Below are 15,130 nucleotides of genomic sequence, written 5' to 3'. Positions count from 1 at the left end.
CGCGTGGTGGGGGTGTGTTTGTGGGTCGGGAACCGTGCAGTGGACGCGAGCGATCTGGTGTGTCTTTGGGGGTTCACGGGGGGCGAAGCCCCCTGTGGGTGTGTTTTGTTAAGTTGTCGGCTTATTAGTACCGGTCAGCTACGCACATTGCTGTGCTTCCACGTCCGGCCTATCAACCCAGTAGTCTAGCTGGGAGCCTCTCCACCCAATGGGTGTTGGAAACCTCATCTTGAAGTGTGCTTCCCGCTTAGATGCTTTCAGCGGTTATCACGTCCGAACGTAGCTAATCAGCGGTGCTCCTGGCGGAACAACTGACACACCAGTGGTTCGTCCATCCCGGTCCTCTCGTACTAGGGACAGCTCTTCTCAAGTTTCCTGCGCGCGCAGCGGATAGGGACCGAACTGTCTCACGACGTTCTAAACCCAGCTCGCGTACCGCTTTAATGGGCGAACAGCCCAACCCTTGGGACCGACTCCAGCCCCAGGATGCGACGAGCCGACATCGAGGTGCCAAACCATGCCGTCGATATGAGCTCTTGGGCAGGATCAGCCTGTTATCCCCGGGGTACCTTTTATCCGTTGAGCGACGGCGCTTCCACGAGCCACCGTCGGGTCACTAGTCCCGACTTTCGTCTCTGCTCGACATGTCTGTCTCACAGTCAAGCTCCCTTGTGCACTTACACTCGACACCTGATTGCCAACCAGGCTGAGGGAACCTTTGGGCGCCTCCGTTACTTTTTGGGAGGCAACCGCCCCAGTTAAACTACCCACCAGGCACTGTCCCTGATCCGGATCACGGACCGAGGTTAGGAATCCAGAACGACCAGAGTGGTATTTCAACGTTGACTCCACAACCACTGGCGTGGCTGCTTCACAGTCTCCCACCTATCCTACACAAGCCGTACCGAACACCAATACCAAGCTATAGTAAAGGTCCCGGGGTCTTTCCGTCCTGCTGCGCGTAACGAGCATCTTTACTCGTAGTGCAATTTCGCCGAGTTCGCGGTTGAGACAGTGGAGAAGTCGTTACGCCATTCGTGCAGGTCGGAACTTACCCGACAAGGAATTTCGCTACCTTAGGATGGTTATAGTTACCACCGCCGTTTACTGGCGCTTAAGTTCAGAGCTTCACCCACGAATGGGTTGACCCGTCCCCTTAACGTTCCAGCACCGGGCAGGCGTCAGTCCGTATACATCGTCTTGCGACTTCGCACGGACCTGTGTTTTTAGTAAACAGTCGCTTCTCCCTGGTCTCTGCGGCCCTCAACGCTAACCCGCAAGGGGTTTCACGTCTCGGGCCCCCCTTCTCCCGAAGTTACGGGGGCATTTTGCCGAATTCCTTAACCACGATTCACTCGATCGCCTCGGTATTCTCTACCTCACCACCTGAGTCGGTTTGGGGTACGGGCGGCTCGAACCTCGCTAGGAACTTTTCTTGGCAGCATAGGATCACCCTGCTTCCCGCATACGCGGTCACGATCAAGCCTCGGGCACTACTGGGGCGGACTTACCACTCCCCGGCCCTGCGCTCTTCGACGTGGACAACCATCGCCACGCGGAGGCTACCTTCCTGCGTCCTTCCATCGCTTACCTACTACCGGATTGGGTCACGCGTTCCACCACCCGCCCCCGACCGCGAACGGTCAAGGTTGTGGGTGGCTTCAGGCGCTCAGCATCCCCGGCCTCGGTACTGGGCGGTTCTTCGCCGGTTCCGGAATATCAACCGGATGTCCATCGACTACGCCTGTCGGCCTCGCCTTAGGTCCCGACTTACCCAGGGCAGATTAGCTTGACCCTGGAACCCTTGGTGATTCGGCGGAAGAGTTTCTCACTCTTCATTCGCTACTCATGCCTGCATTCTCACTCGTGCCGGATCCACACCTCGATCACTCGGATGCTTCACTCCCGGCACGACGCTCCCCTACCCACCAGCACGCCTGAACACCACCCAGGGTGATGCTGAGCGAAAGTGCTGGTGCCACAGCTTCGGTGGTGTGCTTGAGCCCCGCTACATTGTCGGCGCGGAATCACTTGACCAGTGAGCTATTACGCACTCTTTCAAGGGTGGCTGCTTCTAAGCCAACCTCCTGGTTGTCTTCGCAACTCCACATCCTTTCCCACTTAGCACACGCTTAGGGACCTTAGCTGGTGATCTGGGCTGTTTCCCTCTCGACTACGAAGCTTATCCCCCGCAGTCTCACTGCCATGCTCTCACTTACCGGCATTCGGAGTTTGGCTGACGTCAGTAACCCGGTAAGGCCCATCAGCCATCCAGTAGCTCTACCTCCGGCAAGAAACACATGACGCTGCACCTAAATGCATTTCGGGGAGAACCAGCTATCACGGAGTTTGATTGGCCTTTCACCCCTACCCACAGCTCATCCCCTCAGTTTTCAACCTAAGTGGGTTCGGGCCTCCACGCGGTCTTACCCGCGCTTCACCCTGGCCATGGGTAGATCACTCCGCTTCGGGTCTAGACCCAGCGACTCATACGCCCTGTTCGGACTCGCTTTCGCTACGGCTCCCCCACACGGGTTAACCTCGCCACTGAGCACTAACTCGCAGGCTCATTCTTCAAAAGGCACGCCGTCACCCACACACAAGGTGTGAGCCCCGACGGATTGTAAGCGCACGGTTTCAGGAACTATTTCACTCCCCTCCCGGGGTACTTTTCACCTTTCCCTCACGGTACTTGTCCGCTATCGGTCACGAGGTAATATTTAGGCTTAGCAGGTGGTCCTGCCAGATTCGTACGAGATTTCTCGGGCCCCGTACTACTCGGGAGGCGCAACACGCAGTCGCGGGTGTTTCGGCTACCGGGGTCTCACCGTCTACGCCAGGCCTTTCCAGACCCTTCACCTACACCACACGATTTCTCACTACGCACCAGGATGGTAGTCCCGGTCAGTCACGCTCCCACAACCCCGCAGCTGCAACCCCTACCAGGTATCACACAACTACGGTTTAGCCTCATCCGCTTTCGCTCGCCACTACTCACGGAATCACATGTTGTTTTCTCTTCCTGTGGGTACTGAGATGTTTCACTTCCCCACGTTCCCTCCACACACCCTATACATTCAGGTGCGGGTGACCAGCGATGAAGCTGGCCGGGTTTCCCCATTCGGACACCCTCGGATCACAGTCTGGTTATCGACTCCCCGAGGCTTATCGCAGATTCCTACGTCCTTCTTCGGTTCCTCGTGCCAAGGCATCCACCGTGCGCTCTTAAAAACTTAACAAAAAAGCCACAAAGATACAGATGCTCGCGTCCACTGTACAGTTCTCAACCAACAACCAGCCACCCACCACCACCGGCCGCCACACACCCACCCCCACCCCACACACAACAGCGAGGAGGGAATGAACGGGTACGACCACCAGGGTGAGCCCCAGCCACCAGAAAAACCCAACCCCCCACACCCCGACCACCACCAACAGCGGCGGTCCAGGTGCACAGGGGGTCCGATCCTTCAGGACCCAACAGCGTGCTTGCACCACACCCAGCCACCACCAGCCGGCCTTTCCCCACCACAGCATCCCGGCCCCTCCACCAAGGGAGAAGCAAGGACACGTGGCCGTACTCGACCGATCAGCAGCACACACAGGTGCAGCGACAGTTCTTCGATGTTCCACCCACGAGCAACCCCGGGCACCACACTCGGGTGCACCACGAGGCCACCCACACCCACCACCAGGTGGCGGGTGTGAACGATGCTCCTTAGAAAGGAGGTGATCCAGCCGCACCTTCCGGTACGGCTACCTTGTTACGACTTAGTCCCAATCACCAGTCCCACCTTCGACAGCTCCCTCCCCACAAAGGGGGTTAGGCCACCGGCTTCGGGTGTTACCGACTTTCGTGACTTGACGGGCGGTGTGTACAAGGCCCGGGAACGTATTCACCGCAGCGTTGCTGATCTGCGATTACTAGCGACTCCGACTTCATGGGGTCGAGTTGCAGACCCCAATCCGAACTGAGACCGGCTTTCTGGGATTCGCTCCCCCTCACGGGATCGCAGCCCTTTGTACCGGCCATTGTAGCATGCGTGAAGCCCAAGACGTAAGGGGCATGATGATTTGACGTCATCCCCACCTTCCTCCGAGTTGACCCCGGCAGTCTCCCATGAGTCCCCAACCACCCAAAAGGTGTTGCTGGCAACATGGAACGAGGGTTGCGCTCGTTGCGGGACTTAACCCAACATCTCACGACACGAGCTGACGACAACCATGCACCACCTGTACACCAGCCACAAAGGGAAACCACATCTCTGCAGTCGTCCGGTGTATGTCAAGCCTTGGTAAGGTTCTTCGCGTTGCATCGAATTAATCCGCATGCTCCGCCGCTTGTGCGGGCCCCCGTCAATTCCTTTGAGTTTTAGCCTTGCGGCCGTACTCCCCAGGCGGGGCGCTTAATGCGTTAGCTGCGGCACGGACCCCGTGGAATGGGACCCACACCTAGCGCCCAACGTTTACGGCGTGGACTACCAGGGTATCTAATCCTGTTCGCTCCCCACGCTTTCGCTTCTCAGCGTCAGTAATGGCCCAGAGACCTGCCTTCGCCATCGGTGTTCCTCCTGATATCTGCGCATTCCACCGCTACACCAGGAATTCCAGTCTCCCCTACCACACTCTAGCCTGCCCGTACCCACTGCAGACCCGGAGTTAAGCCCCGGGCTTTCACAGCAGACGCGACAAACCGCCTACAAGCTCTTTACGCCCAATAATTCCGGACAACGCTCGCACCCTACGTATTACCGCGGCTGCTGGCACGTAGTTAGCCGGTGCTTCTTCTGCCCCTACCGTCACCCCAAAAGGGCTTCGTCAAGGCTGAAAGAGGTTTACAACCCGAAGGCCGTCATCCCTCACGCGGCGTCGCTGCATCAGGCTTTCGCCCATTGTGCAATATTCCCCACTGCTGCCTCCCGTAGGAGTCTGGGCCGTGTCTCAGTCCCAGTGTGGCCGGTCACCCTCTCAGGCCGGCTACCCGTCGTCGCCTTGGTAGGCCATTACCCCACCAACAAGCTGATAGGCCGCGAGTCCATCCACCACCAAAAAATCTTTCCACACCAACCCATGCAGGCTGATGTCACATCCAGTATTAGACACCGTTTCCAGTGCTTATCCCGAAGTGGAGGGCAGGTTACTCACGTGTTACTCACCCGTTCGCCACTCATCCACCCCAGCAAGCTGGAGCTTCAGCGTTCGACTTGCATGTGTTAAGCACGCCGCCAGCGTTCGTCCTGAGCCAGGATCAAACTCTCCGAAAAAACCAAAAACCCATAAAATGAGCCTCGGAAAGCCAGACAAACCCGGCAACAAACCACAACCACACCCCACGGGGGTGGGGCAGGCCATGGCAAAACAAAACATGGCATCAAAAAACAAACACGCTGTTGAGTTCTCAAGAATCGGACACACACCGACGAGCCGTCCTTGGTGGGGCGGTCCCGCTGCGGGGCAACCTCTCCAGCCTACCTGACCTGCCGCGCCGGAGCCAAATCCGTGATCTGGACTGCGTCGTGGAGGATGCCGGTGAAGGCTGGGCGACCGCCGCTTCCGCGTCGGCCGCGAAGCACTATTCTACACGGCCGCGCAGGGCGGGTGCAAACCGCGGCAGGACGCTCAGCGGACCTGGATCCCCAGCTGCCCCACGACGTCTCCGTCCCGCATCCGGGCCAGCGCCTGCGCCGTCTGCGACAGGGGATACGTCTCGTCCATCGCCGGCCGGAGACCAGTCCGTGAGACGAAGCGCGCCAGCCGCTCGAGCTCCTCCCGGGTCCCCATCGTCGAGCCGACCACGCGCAGCTGCTTGAAGAAGATCTTGGTCAGCTCGGCCTTCTCGGGTGCGTCGCCGGACGTCGCGCCGCAGACGACGATCGTGCCGCCCGGGCGCAGCGCGTTGACGGAGTGGGACCAGGTGGCCGCGCCCACGCTCTCCAGGACCGCGTCGACCCGTGCCGGCATCCTCTCGCCGGGCTCGAACGTGCGATCTGCGCCGAGTCCCAGCGCACGCTCCCGCTTGGCCTCGCTGCGTCCGGTCACCCAGACCGTCAGCCCCGCGGCGGCCCCCAGCTGGATGAGCGCCGTCGAGACTCCCCCGCCCGCCCCCTGGACGAGGACGGTGTCCCCCGGGAGCACCTGGGCGCGGGAGAAGAGCATGCGGTAGGCGGTCAGCCAGGAGGTCGACAGTGCCGCCGCCTCGGTGGCGCTCAGGTGCTCGGGGCGCTGCACCCACGCACCCTCCGGCACCGCCACGAGCTCCGCGAGCGTCCCCTGGTGCAGCTCGGACAGCAAGGTACGGCGCGGGTCGAGCGTGGGATCCCCCTCCCAGCCCCGTGTGCCCGGGACGACCGGGTAGATGACGACCTCACCGAGGTCAGGGTGCTCCGCCACCGCGTCGCACCCGAGGATCATCGGCAGGCGCTCGGCGGGCAGTCCTACACCGCGCAGCGACCACAGGTCGTGATGGTTGAGCCCGGCAGCCACCACGGGCAGCACCCGCCAGCCGGGCTCGGGGTCCGGGTCCGGTCGTTCGGCGACGACGAGTCCGCGCAGCGGGTCGTCCGGGTCGGTCTCCTGCGCGTAGGCGGCCAGCATGACCCGACCCTAGCTCCCCGGGGACGTGTCGTCGCCCGGGCGGACGGGGGCACGGGTCGTCCGACTCTCCTGCGCCCTGGCCAGCTGCTCGCTGACCTCGCCGGGATAGACGATCTCCTCGAGGCACAGGCCGTGCGCCGGCATGACCCGCACCGCCGGATCTCGTACCCCCGCCTCGAGCACCTCCGCCGGCCACGACACCGGTCGCCGGTCCTCACCCACCGGGACCACGCCCCCGACGAGGGCGCGCACCATGCTGTGGCAGAAGGCGTCGGCGACGACCGTCCCCACGAGCACCCCGTCCTCTCCCCGTGACCAGGTGTAGTCCAGCAGCGTCCGCACGGTGGTGGCCCCCTCGCGCGGCCTGCAGAAGGCGGCGAAGTCGCGCAGCCCGACCAGCGATCGCGCGGCGGAGTCCATGGCTGACTCGTCCAGCTCCCTCCGGACGACGACGGTGTCCCGTCGCCGCAGCGGGTCGGCCAGCTCGGGCCGGTCCAGCAGCCGGTAGCTGTAGCGGCGCCGCAGCGCGGAGAAACGGGCGTCGAAGCCCGCGTCCACCTCCGTCGCGTCCCGGACCACGACGTCGTCGGGCAGCACGCCTCGCAACCGCGTCACGAGCGCCTGCCCCGGCGGGCGGTCCGAGCGGCCGGGGAGCCGGGTCCACGCGGCCTCGTCGACGTCCAGGTGGCACACCGAGCCCCTGGCGTGCACCCCGGCGTCGGTGCGACCGCCGACGGTGAGCCTCGGCGGGTCGCCGCGCAGCACCGTAGCCAGAGCCAGGGCCAGGGTCTCCTCGACGGTACGCAGCCCGGGCTGCCGGGCCCACCCGGAGAAGTCGGTGCCGTCGTAGGCGAGGTCGAGACGGATGCGCACCCGCCCATCCTGCCCTGCGCCGCGGGCGGGGACGACGAGGGCCGCCCACCCCCTGTCAGGGGATGGGCGGCCCACCGGTGCGTCGCAGACGCGGCGACTCACTTCGTGGTGTCGTCGTCCTCCGCCGGCTGCTCGGCGTCGTCGGCACCGCCGGAGACCATCGCGGCCTCGTCGACGTCCAGGTGGCACACCGAGCCCCTGGCGTGCACCCCGGCGTCGGTGCGACCGCCGACGGTGAGCCTCGGCGGGTCGCCGCGCAGCACCGTAGCCAGAGCCAGGGCCAGGGTCTCCTCGACGGTACGCAGCCCGGGCTGCCGGGCCCACCCGGAGAAGTCGGTGCCGTCGTAGGCGAGGTCGAGACGGATGCGCACCCGCCCATCCTGCCCTGCGCCGCGGGCGGGGACGACGAGGGCCGCCCACCCCCTGTCAGGGGATGGGCGGCCCTGCGGTGCGTCGGGGACGCGACGACTCACTTCGTGGTGTCGTCGTCCTCCGCCGGCTGCTCGGCGTCGTCGGCACCGCCGGAGACCATCGCGGCCTCGGTGGTGTCCTCGGCGGCCTCGTTGTCCGCGACCTCCGTGAGCTCGCCGTCGGCGGCCGGCTCGGCGCCCTGCTCGGCGGCGGCGTCGGCGGCCTCGACCTCGGCCTGGGCCTCGTCGACCTCGGCGGCGTCGGTCGTGGTCGGCTCCTCCGCCTCGAGCTCAGGATCGCTGATCGCGGCGGCCTCACGGTCCTTGGCCGAGCGCTTCGTGGCGCCCTCGGCCTGGGTGACGACGGCCTTCTTGGCGACCGGCTCCCGGACCAGCTCGATCACGGCCATGGGGGCGTTGTCGCCCTTGCGCGGCGCGATCTTCGTGATGCGGGTGTAGCCACCCTGACGCTCCGCCACGTCCGGCGCGATCTCGGTGAAGAGCCGGTGCACGACGCCCTTGTCCCGGACGATGGCCAGGACCTTGCGGCGGTTGTGCAGGTCACCGCGCTTGGCGAAGGTCACGAGGCGCTCGGCGAGCGGGCGCAGCCGCTTGGCCTTGGCCTCGGTGGTCGTGATGCGGTCGTGCTCGAAGAGAGCAGTCGCCAGGTTGGATAGGATCAGGCGCTCGTGCGCCGGACCGCCGCCGAGGCGCGGACCCTTCTTGGGGGAAGGCATGAGTTCTCCTTAGTTCTTCGGTCTCAGTACTGCTCGTCCTCGGCGAAGGCGGCGTCGCCCTCGTCCTCGTAGGCGCCGTCCTCGTAGGAGGCGGCACCCTCGAACCCGGGCGGGCTGTCCTTGAGCGCCAGCCCCATCTCGGCCAGCTTGTCCTTGACCTCGTCGATCGACTTCGCGCCGAAGTTGCGGATGTCGAGCAGGTCCGCCTCGCTGCGGCCGACGAGCTCACCCACGCTGTGGATGCCCTCGCGCTTGAGGCAGTTGTAGGACCGCACGGTGAGGTCCAGCTCCTCGATCGGGAGCGCCAGGTCCGAGGCCAGCGCGCCGTCACCGACGGAGGGCCCGATCTCGATGCCCTCGGCCTCGGAGTTGAGCTCACGGGCCAGGCCGAACAGCTCGACGAGGGTGCGCCCGGCCGACGCGACGGCGTCGCGGGGAGCGATCGAGCTCTTCGTCTCGACGTCGATGACGAGGCGGTCGAAGTCGGTGCGCTGCTCGACACGGGTGGCCTCGACCTTGTAGGTCACGGCCAGCACCGGGGAGTAGATCGAGTCGACCGGGATGCGGCCGATCTCCTGCTCACCGGACTTGTTGAGCTGGGCCGAGACGTAGCCGCGGCCGCGCTCGACGGTCATCTCCATCTCGAGGGTGCCGGACTCCCCGAGCGTCGCCAGGTGCAGGTCCGGGTTGTGGACCTCCACACCGGCCGGCGGGGCGATGTCGGCGGCGGTGACCGGGCCGGCACCCTGCTTGCGCAGGTACATGACGACCGGCTCGTCGTGCTCGCTGGAGACGACCAGCGACTTGAGGTTGAGGATGACCTCGGTCACGTCCTCCTTGACCCCGGGGATCGTGGAGAACTCGTGCAGCACGCCGTCGATGCGGATGCTGGTGAGCGAGGCACCCGGGATGCTGGACAGCAGGGTCCGGCGGAGCGAGTTGCCGAGGGTGTAGCCGAAGCCCGGCTCCAGCGGCTCGAGGGCGAACCGCGACCGGGTGTCGGACACGACCTCCTCGGTGAGGGTGGGGCGCTGTGCGATGAGCACTGTTCTGTTCCTTTCCTGCGGCGACCGCTATATGACGCCGCGAGAGAGTGCCGGCCTCGCAGGGCCGGCGCCGGGACCACCTCTGTCCGTGGTCCCGACAGGCGAGGAGCAGGTATGCGGTGGGCACCGCATACCTGCCGCCCGCGGGGATGGCTGGGGGCACGGCCCCCACCCGCTCAGTTCTTCGAGTAGAGCTCGACGATCAGCTGCTCGGTGAGGATCGTGTCGATCTGCTCCCGGGTCGGCAGCTGGTGGATGAGCACCTTGAGCGAGCCGGGCACGACCTTCATCCAGGCCGGGACCGGGCGGTCGCCGTAGGTCTGGCGGGCCAGCTCGAACGGGAAGGTCTCCACCGACTGCGGACGGATCTCGATGATGTCGTACTGCTCGACGCGGTAGCTCGGCACGTCGACGCGCTTGCCGTTGACCAGGAAGTGACCGTGGGTCACCAGCTGACGGGCGGCGCGGCGGGTGCGGGCCAGGCCGGCCCGGTAGACCACGTTGTCGAGGCGGGACTCGAGGATGATGAGCAGGTTCGCGCCGGTCTTGCCGGGGCGACGGGCCGCCTCGGCGTAGTAGCGGCGGAACTGCTTCTCCATGACGCCATAGGTGAAGCGGGCCTTCTGCTTCTCCTGCAGCTGGGTCAGGTACTCCTTCTCCTGGCTGCGGCGGCGACCGTGCTGCCCCGGGGGGAAGGGGCGCAGGTCGAAGTTCTTGTCGCCACCGACGAGGTCGACCTTGAGCCGGCGGGACTTCTTGGTGATGGGTCCGGTGTAACGGGCCATGATGCTTACCTGGTTCCTTCCGGGGCGGTCAGTTGCGACGCTTCTTGGGCGGGCGGACTCCGTTGTGCGCCTGGGGCGTCACGTCGGAGATCGCGCCGACCTCGAGGCCGGCGGCGGTCAGCGAGCGGATCGCGGTCTCGCGGCCCGAGCCCGGGCCCTTGACGAAGACGTCGACCTTCTTCATGCCGTGGTCCATCGCGCGACGCGCGGCGGCCTCGGCGGCCATCTGTGCGGCGTAGGGGGTCGACTTGCGCGACCCCTTGAAGCCGACCTGGCCCGAGGAGGACCAGGCGATGACGGCACCGGTCGGGTCGGTGATCGAGATGATGGTGTTGCTGAACGTGCTCTTGATGTGAGCCTGCCCGAAGGCGACGTTCTTCTTCTCCTTGCGGCGCACCTTGCGGGCGCCGGTGGCCTGACGGCTCTTGGGGGGCATGCATTTCTCCTAGCGGAAGAGCGTGGGCTGCGCGCCCGGGCCGGACGTGAGGTCCGGGCTGGAGCCGCAGCGGGGGGTGGTCGGGGGCGAGGCCCACCGACGTGTGACTACTTGGTGGCCTTCTTCTTGCCGGCGACCGTGCGCTTGGGGCCCTTGCGGCTCCGCGCGTTGGTCTTCGTGCGCTGACCGTGCACCGGGAGACCGCGGCGGTGCCGCAGGCCCTGGTAGCTGCCGATCTCGACCTTGCGGCGGATGTCGGCGGCCACCTCACGGCGCAGGTCACCCTCGAGGCGGAAGCTGCCCTCGAGGTGGTCACGCAGGGCGACCAGCTGCTCTTCCGTCAGGTCCTTGACGCGGATGGAGGGGTCCACTCCGGTGGCCTCCAGCGTCGAGGCGGCGCGGGTGCGTCCCACGCCGAAGATGTAGGTGAGAGCGACCTCGACGCGCTTGTCGCGCGGCAGGTCGACACCGATGAGTCGTGCCATCTGGCAGTGCTCCTTGGAAATCGTGCGAGAGTCTGGTGCAGCACCGGTCCGCATCGTCTGGTGGGCTCGATCGCCCGCGGTCCCCGGCTCTCGCGGCCGGAGGTGACGTCCCGCCGGTCGGCGGGGGTCGGGTACTGCGTCATCTGTGTATTCAGTTGTGGTCGTGCGGACGCATCGAAGCTGCGACGCGCGCGGATCGCTCTCTGCTCAGCCCTGGCGCTGCTTGTGGCGCAGGTTGTCGCAGATCACCATGACCCGGCCGTGACGGCGGATCACCTTGCACTTGTCGCAGATCTTCTTCACGCTCGGCTGAACCTTCATGGCTTCCTGCCTTCGGGTGGAGGGATCTGATCAGGGGATGGTGCCGGGACGGACGGCCCTGGGGCCGTCGCGACTCAGCGGTAACGGAAGACGATGCGACCGCGGGTCAGGTCGTACGGGCTGAGCTCCACCACGACCCGGTCCTCGGGGAGGATCCGGATGTAGTGCTGCCGCATCTTCCCGGAGATGTGAGCCAGCACAACGTGACCGTTGGTCAGCTCGACCCGGAAGTTCGCGTTCGGGAGGGCCTCGACAACCGTGCCCTCGATCTCAATGACGCCGTCCTTCTTCGCCATGTCCTCCACATTCCCTGTATTGCTTGGTCTCGGCCCACGCAGGGCCGACGCACCATCGTACGGGAAGGGCAACCCCCAAGGCCAATCGCCGGCCTCGTCGGACTGCGGTCACCTTCCTGCAACCTCCATCGCGCTGGAGGGTGATGGAGGTTGCAGGAAGGTGACCGCAGTCGGGTCAGTCGGCGAGGGGGGCGAAGCGTGCGCCGACCCGCTCCAGGCCGGCCGCTCCCCCGTCGACGGCCGTGAGCACCCACAGGCCGTCGTCGGTGACCGCCACGGTGTGCTCCCAGTGCGCGGCCCGGCTGCCGTCGCTGGTGACGACGGTCCAGTCGTCCTCCAGCGTCCGTGTCTCGATGCTGCCGAGGGTGACCATCGGCTCGACCGCCAGCGTCGCGCCGGAGGGCACCGTGGGGCCCGGTGCGCTCACGCCGTAGTTCGGCACGTGCGGGTCCATGTGCATCTCGCGGCCGATGCCGTGCCCGGTGTAGTCCTCGAGGATGCCGTAGACGTCCACCCCGGGGACGCCCTCGGCGCGACGGCGCTCGAGCGCGCCGTCGACGCTGGCCTCGACCGCGTCCCCCACGTCGAAGAGCCGGCCGCCGGGACGCAGGGCTGCCATCCCCGCCCAGAGCGAGGCCTCGGTGTCGTCCATGAGGGCCAGGTCCGCCGGGGTGCCGCGGTCCCTGCCCCCGACGACCAGGCTGATCGCCGCGTCACCGTGCCAGCCCTCGACGATGGCCCCGCAGTCGATCGAGACGAGGTCGCCGTCGGCGAGCACCCGCTCCCCCGGTATGCCGTGGACCACCTCGTCGTTGACCGAGATGCACAGGCTGCCGGTGAACCCGTGGTAGCCGAGGAAGCTCGGCACCGCGCCGCTGCTGCGGATGGCGTCCTCGGCCAGCGCGTCCAGCTCACCGGTCGAGACACCGGCCACGGCCCGCTCCGAGGCCAGCGCCAGGGTGTCGGCCACCACCCGGCCGGCGCGCCTCATGGCGAGCAGCTGGTCCGGGGTCTTGGCCTGGATGCGGGACCGGCGACGGAAGATCGACATCAGCGCCCGTCGGCGGGGACGTCGCTCGGGGCGGACCGGGTGACGTCCTCCAGCGCCGCCTCGATGCGGGCGGTCACCTCGGCGACCTCGCCCATGCCGTCGACGCGGCGCAGCAGGCCGCGCTCCTTGTAGCGCGAGGCCAGCGGCGCGGTCTCCTCGGCATACAGGCGCATCCGCTCCCGCACGACCTCCTCGGTGTCGTCGGCGCGACCCTGCTCCTGGGCCCGGGCCAGGAGCCGCTGCACCACCTCGTCGGTGTCGACGGTGAGCTCCACCACGGCGTCCAGCTGGTGCCCGGCGTCGCCGAGCATCTCGTCCAGCGCCTCCACCTGACCGGTGGTGCGCGGGTAGCCGTCGAGGAGGAAGCCCTGCGCGGCGTCGTCCTGGGCGAGACGGTCGCGGACGATGGCGTTGGTGATCTCGTCCGGGACGTAGCCGCCGGAGGACGTGATCTGCTTCACCTGCAGCCCCAGCTCGGTCTCGTCCTTGATGTTGGCGCGGAAGATGTCGCCGGTGGAGATCGCGGGGATGCCGTGGGTGGCCGAGACGTGGACGGCCTGGGTGCCCTTGCCGGCCCCGGGCGGTCCGAGCATGATCAGTCGCATCAGCGGAGGAACCCTTCGTAGTCGTGCTGCTGGAGCTGGGACTCGATCTGCTTCACGGTCTGCAGACCGACACCCACGATGATGAGGATGGACGCGCCGCCCAGCGGGAAGTTGGCCACCCCCATCACGTTGAACGCGATGAGCGGGATGAGCGCCAGGCCGGCGAGGTAGAGCGCGCCAGGGGTGGTGATCCGGTTGATGACGTACTCGAGGTACTCCGCCGTCGGGCGCCCCGCGCGGATGCCCGGGATGAACCCGCCGTAGCGCTTCATGTTGTCCGCCACCTCGGTCGGGTTGAAGGTCACCGAGGTGTAGAAGAAGCAGAAGAAGATGATCATCGCGGCATACAGGATCATGTAGAGCCAGTGCGTCCCGGAGCCGGTCGCCCCCATCGACAGGAAGCGGTCGATGAAGGTCACCCAGCCCGGTGCCGTGGCACCGGCCTCCGTCGGGCGGTTGAAGTTGGCCAGCAGCGAGGGAAGCATGAGGATCGAGCTGGCGAAGATGATCGGGATGACGTTGGCCATGTTGAGCTTGAGCGGGATGTAGGTCGAGGTCCCGCCGTACTGCCGCCGGCCAATCATCCGCTTGGCGTACTGCACCGGGATCCGGCGCTGGCACTGCTCGACGTAGACGACGAGGGTCATGATGACCAGGCCCAGGAGCATCACCAGGACAAAGGTGGTCACCGAGCTCTGGTAGATCGCGCCGAGCGCCGCCGGGAAGCCGGCCGCGATGGAGATGAAGATGAGCAGCGACATACCGTTGCCGACGCCCTTCTCCGTGATGAGCTCCCCCAGCCACATGATGAGGCCGGTGCCGGCGGTCATCGTGAGCACCATGAGGGAGAGGGTCCAGATGCCCTCGTCCGGCATGACCGAAGTGCACGCCGCACCGAAGAGCCGGGCGGGCTCCCGGGCGATCGTCACCAGGGTGGACGCCTGCAGCACCGCGAGCCCGATCGTGAGGTAGCGGGTGTACTGCGTCATCTTGGTCTGCCCGGCCTGCCCCTCCTTCTTCAGCTGCTCGAAGCGTGGGATGACCACGGTGAGCAGCTGGACGATGATGGCCGCGGTGATGTACGGCATGATGCCGAGCGCGAAGACCGACAGCTGCACCATGGCGCCGCCGGAGAAGAGGTTGACCATACCCAGCACGTTGCCCGACAGCTCGGCGGTGTTGAGGCACTGCTGGACCAGGCCGTAGTCCACGCCGGGGGTCGGGATGTGCGTCCCGAGGCGGTAGAGCGCCATGATCGCGAGCGTGAAGAGGATCTTCTTGCGAAGATCCGGCGTCTTGAACGCGCGCACGAAGGCGGAGAGCATTCAGGTCCTCCTGAGGGGCCGGTCGACTCGCGCGGCGCGTCGGGGCGACGGTCAGGCCCGGTGACGAGCCATGGATCGTCGTTGACGATAACACCGGCGGGCGGTGGGTCGGAAAGCACGTGAGGCCCTGCGGTCGCCGTGGCGACGCAGGACCTCACGTGGATTG

General features: G+C 65.9%; 12 protein-coding genes, 2 rRNA genes and 1 pseudogene. All 15 read right to left on the bottom strand.

Annotation, left to right across the window (positions count from 1 at the left end; translation table 11 throughout):
- Positions 1-104: 104 nt before the first annotated feature.
- Positions 105-3,239: ribosomal RNA gene (locus SGUI_RS14980) — 23S ribosomal RNA — on the bottom strand.
- Positions 3,240-3,722: 483 nt separating this feature from the next.
- Positions 3,723-5,264 (bottom strand): 16S ribosomal RNA (locus tag SGUI_RS14975).
- Together the 16S and 23S rRNA genes form the textbook arrangement of a ribosomal RNA operon.
- 355 nt (positions 5,265-5,619) lie before the next feature.
- The gene (locus SGUI_RS14970) at positions 5,620-6,594 is read right to left on the bottom strand and encodes a zinc-binding dehydrogenase (protein WP_066641605.1); all 975 of its coding nucleotides are present in this window, start codon (positions 6,592-6,594) and stop codon (positions 5,620-5,622) included.
- Positions 6,595-6,603: 9 nt separating this feature from the next.
- Positions 6,604-7,467, bottom strand: coding sequence for a tRNA pseudouridine(38-40) synthase TruA (gene truA, locus SGUI_RS14965; protein ID WP_066641604.1), 864 nt, complete (start codon positions 7,465-7,467; stop codon positions 6,604-6,606).
- 158 nt (positions 7,468-7,625) lie between these two features.
- Positions 7,626-7,838 (bottom strand): annotated as a pseudogene (locus tag SGUI_RS14960) (tRNA pseudouridine(38-40) synthase TruA); the annotation flags it as partial.
- Positions 7,839-7,936: 98 nt separating this feature from the next.
- A complete protein-coding gene (rplQ, locus tag SGUI_RS14955) occupies positions 7,937-8,614 on the bottom strand; it encodes a 50S ribosomal protein L17 (protein WP_083190722.1) in 678 nt (225 codons plus the stop codon).
- 23 nt (positions 8,615-8,637) lie between these two features.
- Complete coding sequence (locus SGUI_RS14950) at positions 8,638-9,660, bottom strand: DNA-directed RNA polymerase subunit alpha (protein WP_066641600.1); 1,023 nt, start codon at positions 9,658-9,660, stop codon at positions 8,638-8,640.
- Positions 9,661-9,836: 176 nt separating this feature from the next.
- Positions 9,837-10,445 carry a 30S ribosomal protein S4 gene (gene rpsD, locus SGUI_RS14945; RefSeq protein ID WP_066641598.1) on the bottom strand — a complete coding sequence of 203 codons (609 nt, stop codon included), beginning with the start codon at positions 10,443-10,445 and terminating at the stop codon, positions 9,837-9,839.
- A gap of 28 nt (positions 10,446-10,473) precedes the next feature.
- A complete protein-coding gene (gene rpsK / locus SGUI_RS14940) occupies positions 10,474-10,881 on the bottom strand; it encodes a 30S ribosomal protein S11 (RefSeq protein WP_058890650.1) in 408 nt (135 codons plus the stop codon).
- A 107-nt stretch (positions 10,882-10,988) separates the two neighbouring features.
- A complete protein-coding gene (gene rpsM, locus SGUI_RS14935; protein WP_066641596.1) occupies positions 10,989-11,366 on the bottom strand; it encodes a 30S ribosomal protein S13 in 378 nt (125 codons plus the stop codon).
- Positions 11,367-11,573: 207 nt separating this feature from the next.
- Complete coding sequence (gene rpmJ, locus SGUI_RS14930; RefSeq protein WP_022925314.1) at positions 11,574-11,687, bottom strand: 50S ribosomal protein L36; 114 nt, start codon at positions 11,685-11,687, stop codon at positions 11,574-11,576.
- A gap of 74 nt (positions 11,688-11,761) precedes the next feature.
- Complete coding sequence (gene infA / locus SGUI_RS14925) at positions 11,762-11,983, bottom strand: translation initiation factor IF-1 (protein WP_022925313.1); 222 nt, start codon at positions 11,981-11,983, stop codon at positions 11,762-11,764.
- Positions 11,984-12,158: 175 nt separating this feature from the next.
- On the bottom strand, positions 12,159-13,034 hold the full coding sequence (map, locus tag SGUI_RS14920) for a type I methionyl aminopeptidase (protein WP_066641591.1): 876 nt from the start codon (positions 13,032-13,034) through the stop codon (positions 12,159-12,161).
- Entirely contained in the window at positions 13,034-13,639 is a 606-nt protein-coding gene (locus tag SGUI_RS14915; protein WP_066641588.1) for an adenylate kinase, read from the bottom strand. The genes map and SGUI_RS14915 overlap by 1 nt, the downstream gene beginning before the upstream one ends.
- The gene (gene secY / locus SGUI_RS14910; protein ID WP_066641587.1) at positions 13,639-14,964 is read right to left on the bottom strand and encodes a preprotein translocase subunit SecY; all 1,326 of its coding nucleotides are present in this window, start codon (positions 14,962-14,964) and stop codon (positions 13,639-13,641) included. Before secY ends, SGUI_RS14915 begins: the two co-directional genes overlap by 1 nt.
- Positions 14,965-15,130 lie beyond the last annotated feature (166 nt).

Source organism: Serinicoccus hydrothermalis (assembly GCF_001685415.1).
Taxonomy (GTDB): domain Bacteria; phylum Actinomycetota; class Actinomycetes; order Actinomycetales; family Dermatophilaceae; genus Ornithinicoccus; species Ornithinicoccus hydrothermalis.
Note: the sequence above shows the minus strand (reverse complement) of the source record. Positions and strands in the feature narration are given on the sequence as shown.

Bases quoted from the DNA above. Each gene is read 5' to 3' on its own strand.
- rpsD (WP_066641598.1), bottom strand. From the start codon at position 10,445: ATGGCCCGTTACACCGGACCCATCACCAAGAAGTCCCGCCGGCTCAAG.
- infA (WP_022925313.1), bottom strand. From the start codon at position 11,983: ATGGCGAAGAAGGACGGCGTCATTGAGATCGAGGGCACGGTTGTCGAG.
- SGUI_RS14915 (WP_066641588.1), bottom strand. From the start codon at position 13,639: ATGCGACTGATCATGCTCGGACCGCCCGGGGCCGGCAAGGGCACCCAG.
- map (WP_066641591.1), bottom strand. From the start codon at position 13,034: ATGTCGATCTTCCGTCGCCGGTCCCGCATCCAGGCCAAGACCCCGGAC.
- rplQ (WP_083190722.1), bottom strand. From the start codon at position 8,614: ATGCCTTCCCCCAAGAAGGGTCCGCGCCTCGGCGGCGGTCCGGCGCAC.
- rpmJ (WP_022925314.1), bottom strand. From the start codon at position 11,687: ATGAAGGTTCAGCCGAGCGTGAAGAAGATCTGCGACAAGTGCAAGGTG.
- rpsM (WP_066641596.1), bottom strand. From the start codon at position 11,366: ATGGCACGACTCATCGGTGTCGACCTGCCGCGCGACAAGCGCGTCGAG.
- rpsK (WP_058890650.1), bottom strand. From the start codon at position 10,881: ATGCCCCCCAAGAGCCGTCAGGCCACCGGCGCCCGCAAGGTGCGCCGC.
- secY (WP_066641587.1), bottom strand. From the start codon at position 14,964: ATGCTCTCCGCCTTCGTGCGCGCGTTCAAGACGCCGGATCTTCGCAAG.
- SGUI_RS14970 (WP_066641605.1), bottom strand. From the start codon at position 6,594: ATGCTGGCCGCCTACGCGCAGGAGACCGACCCGGACGACCCGCTGCGC.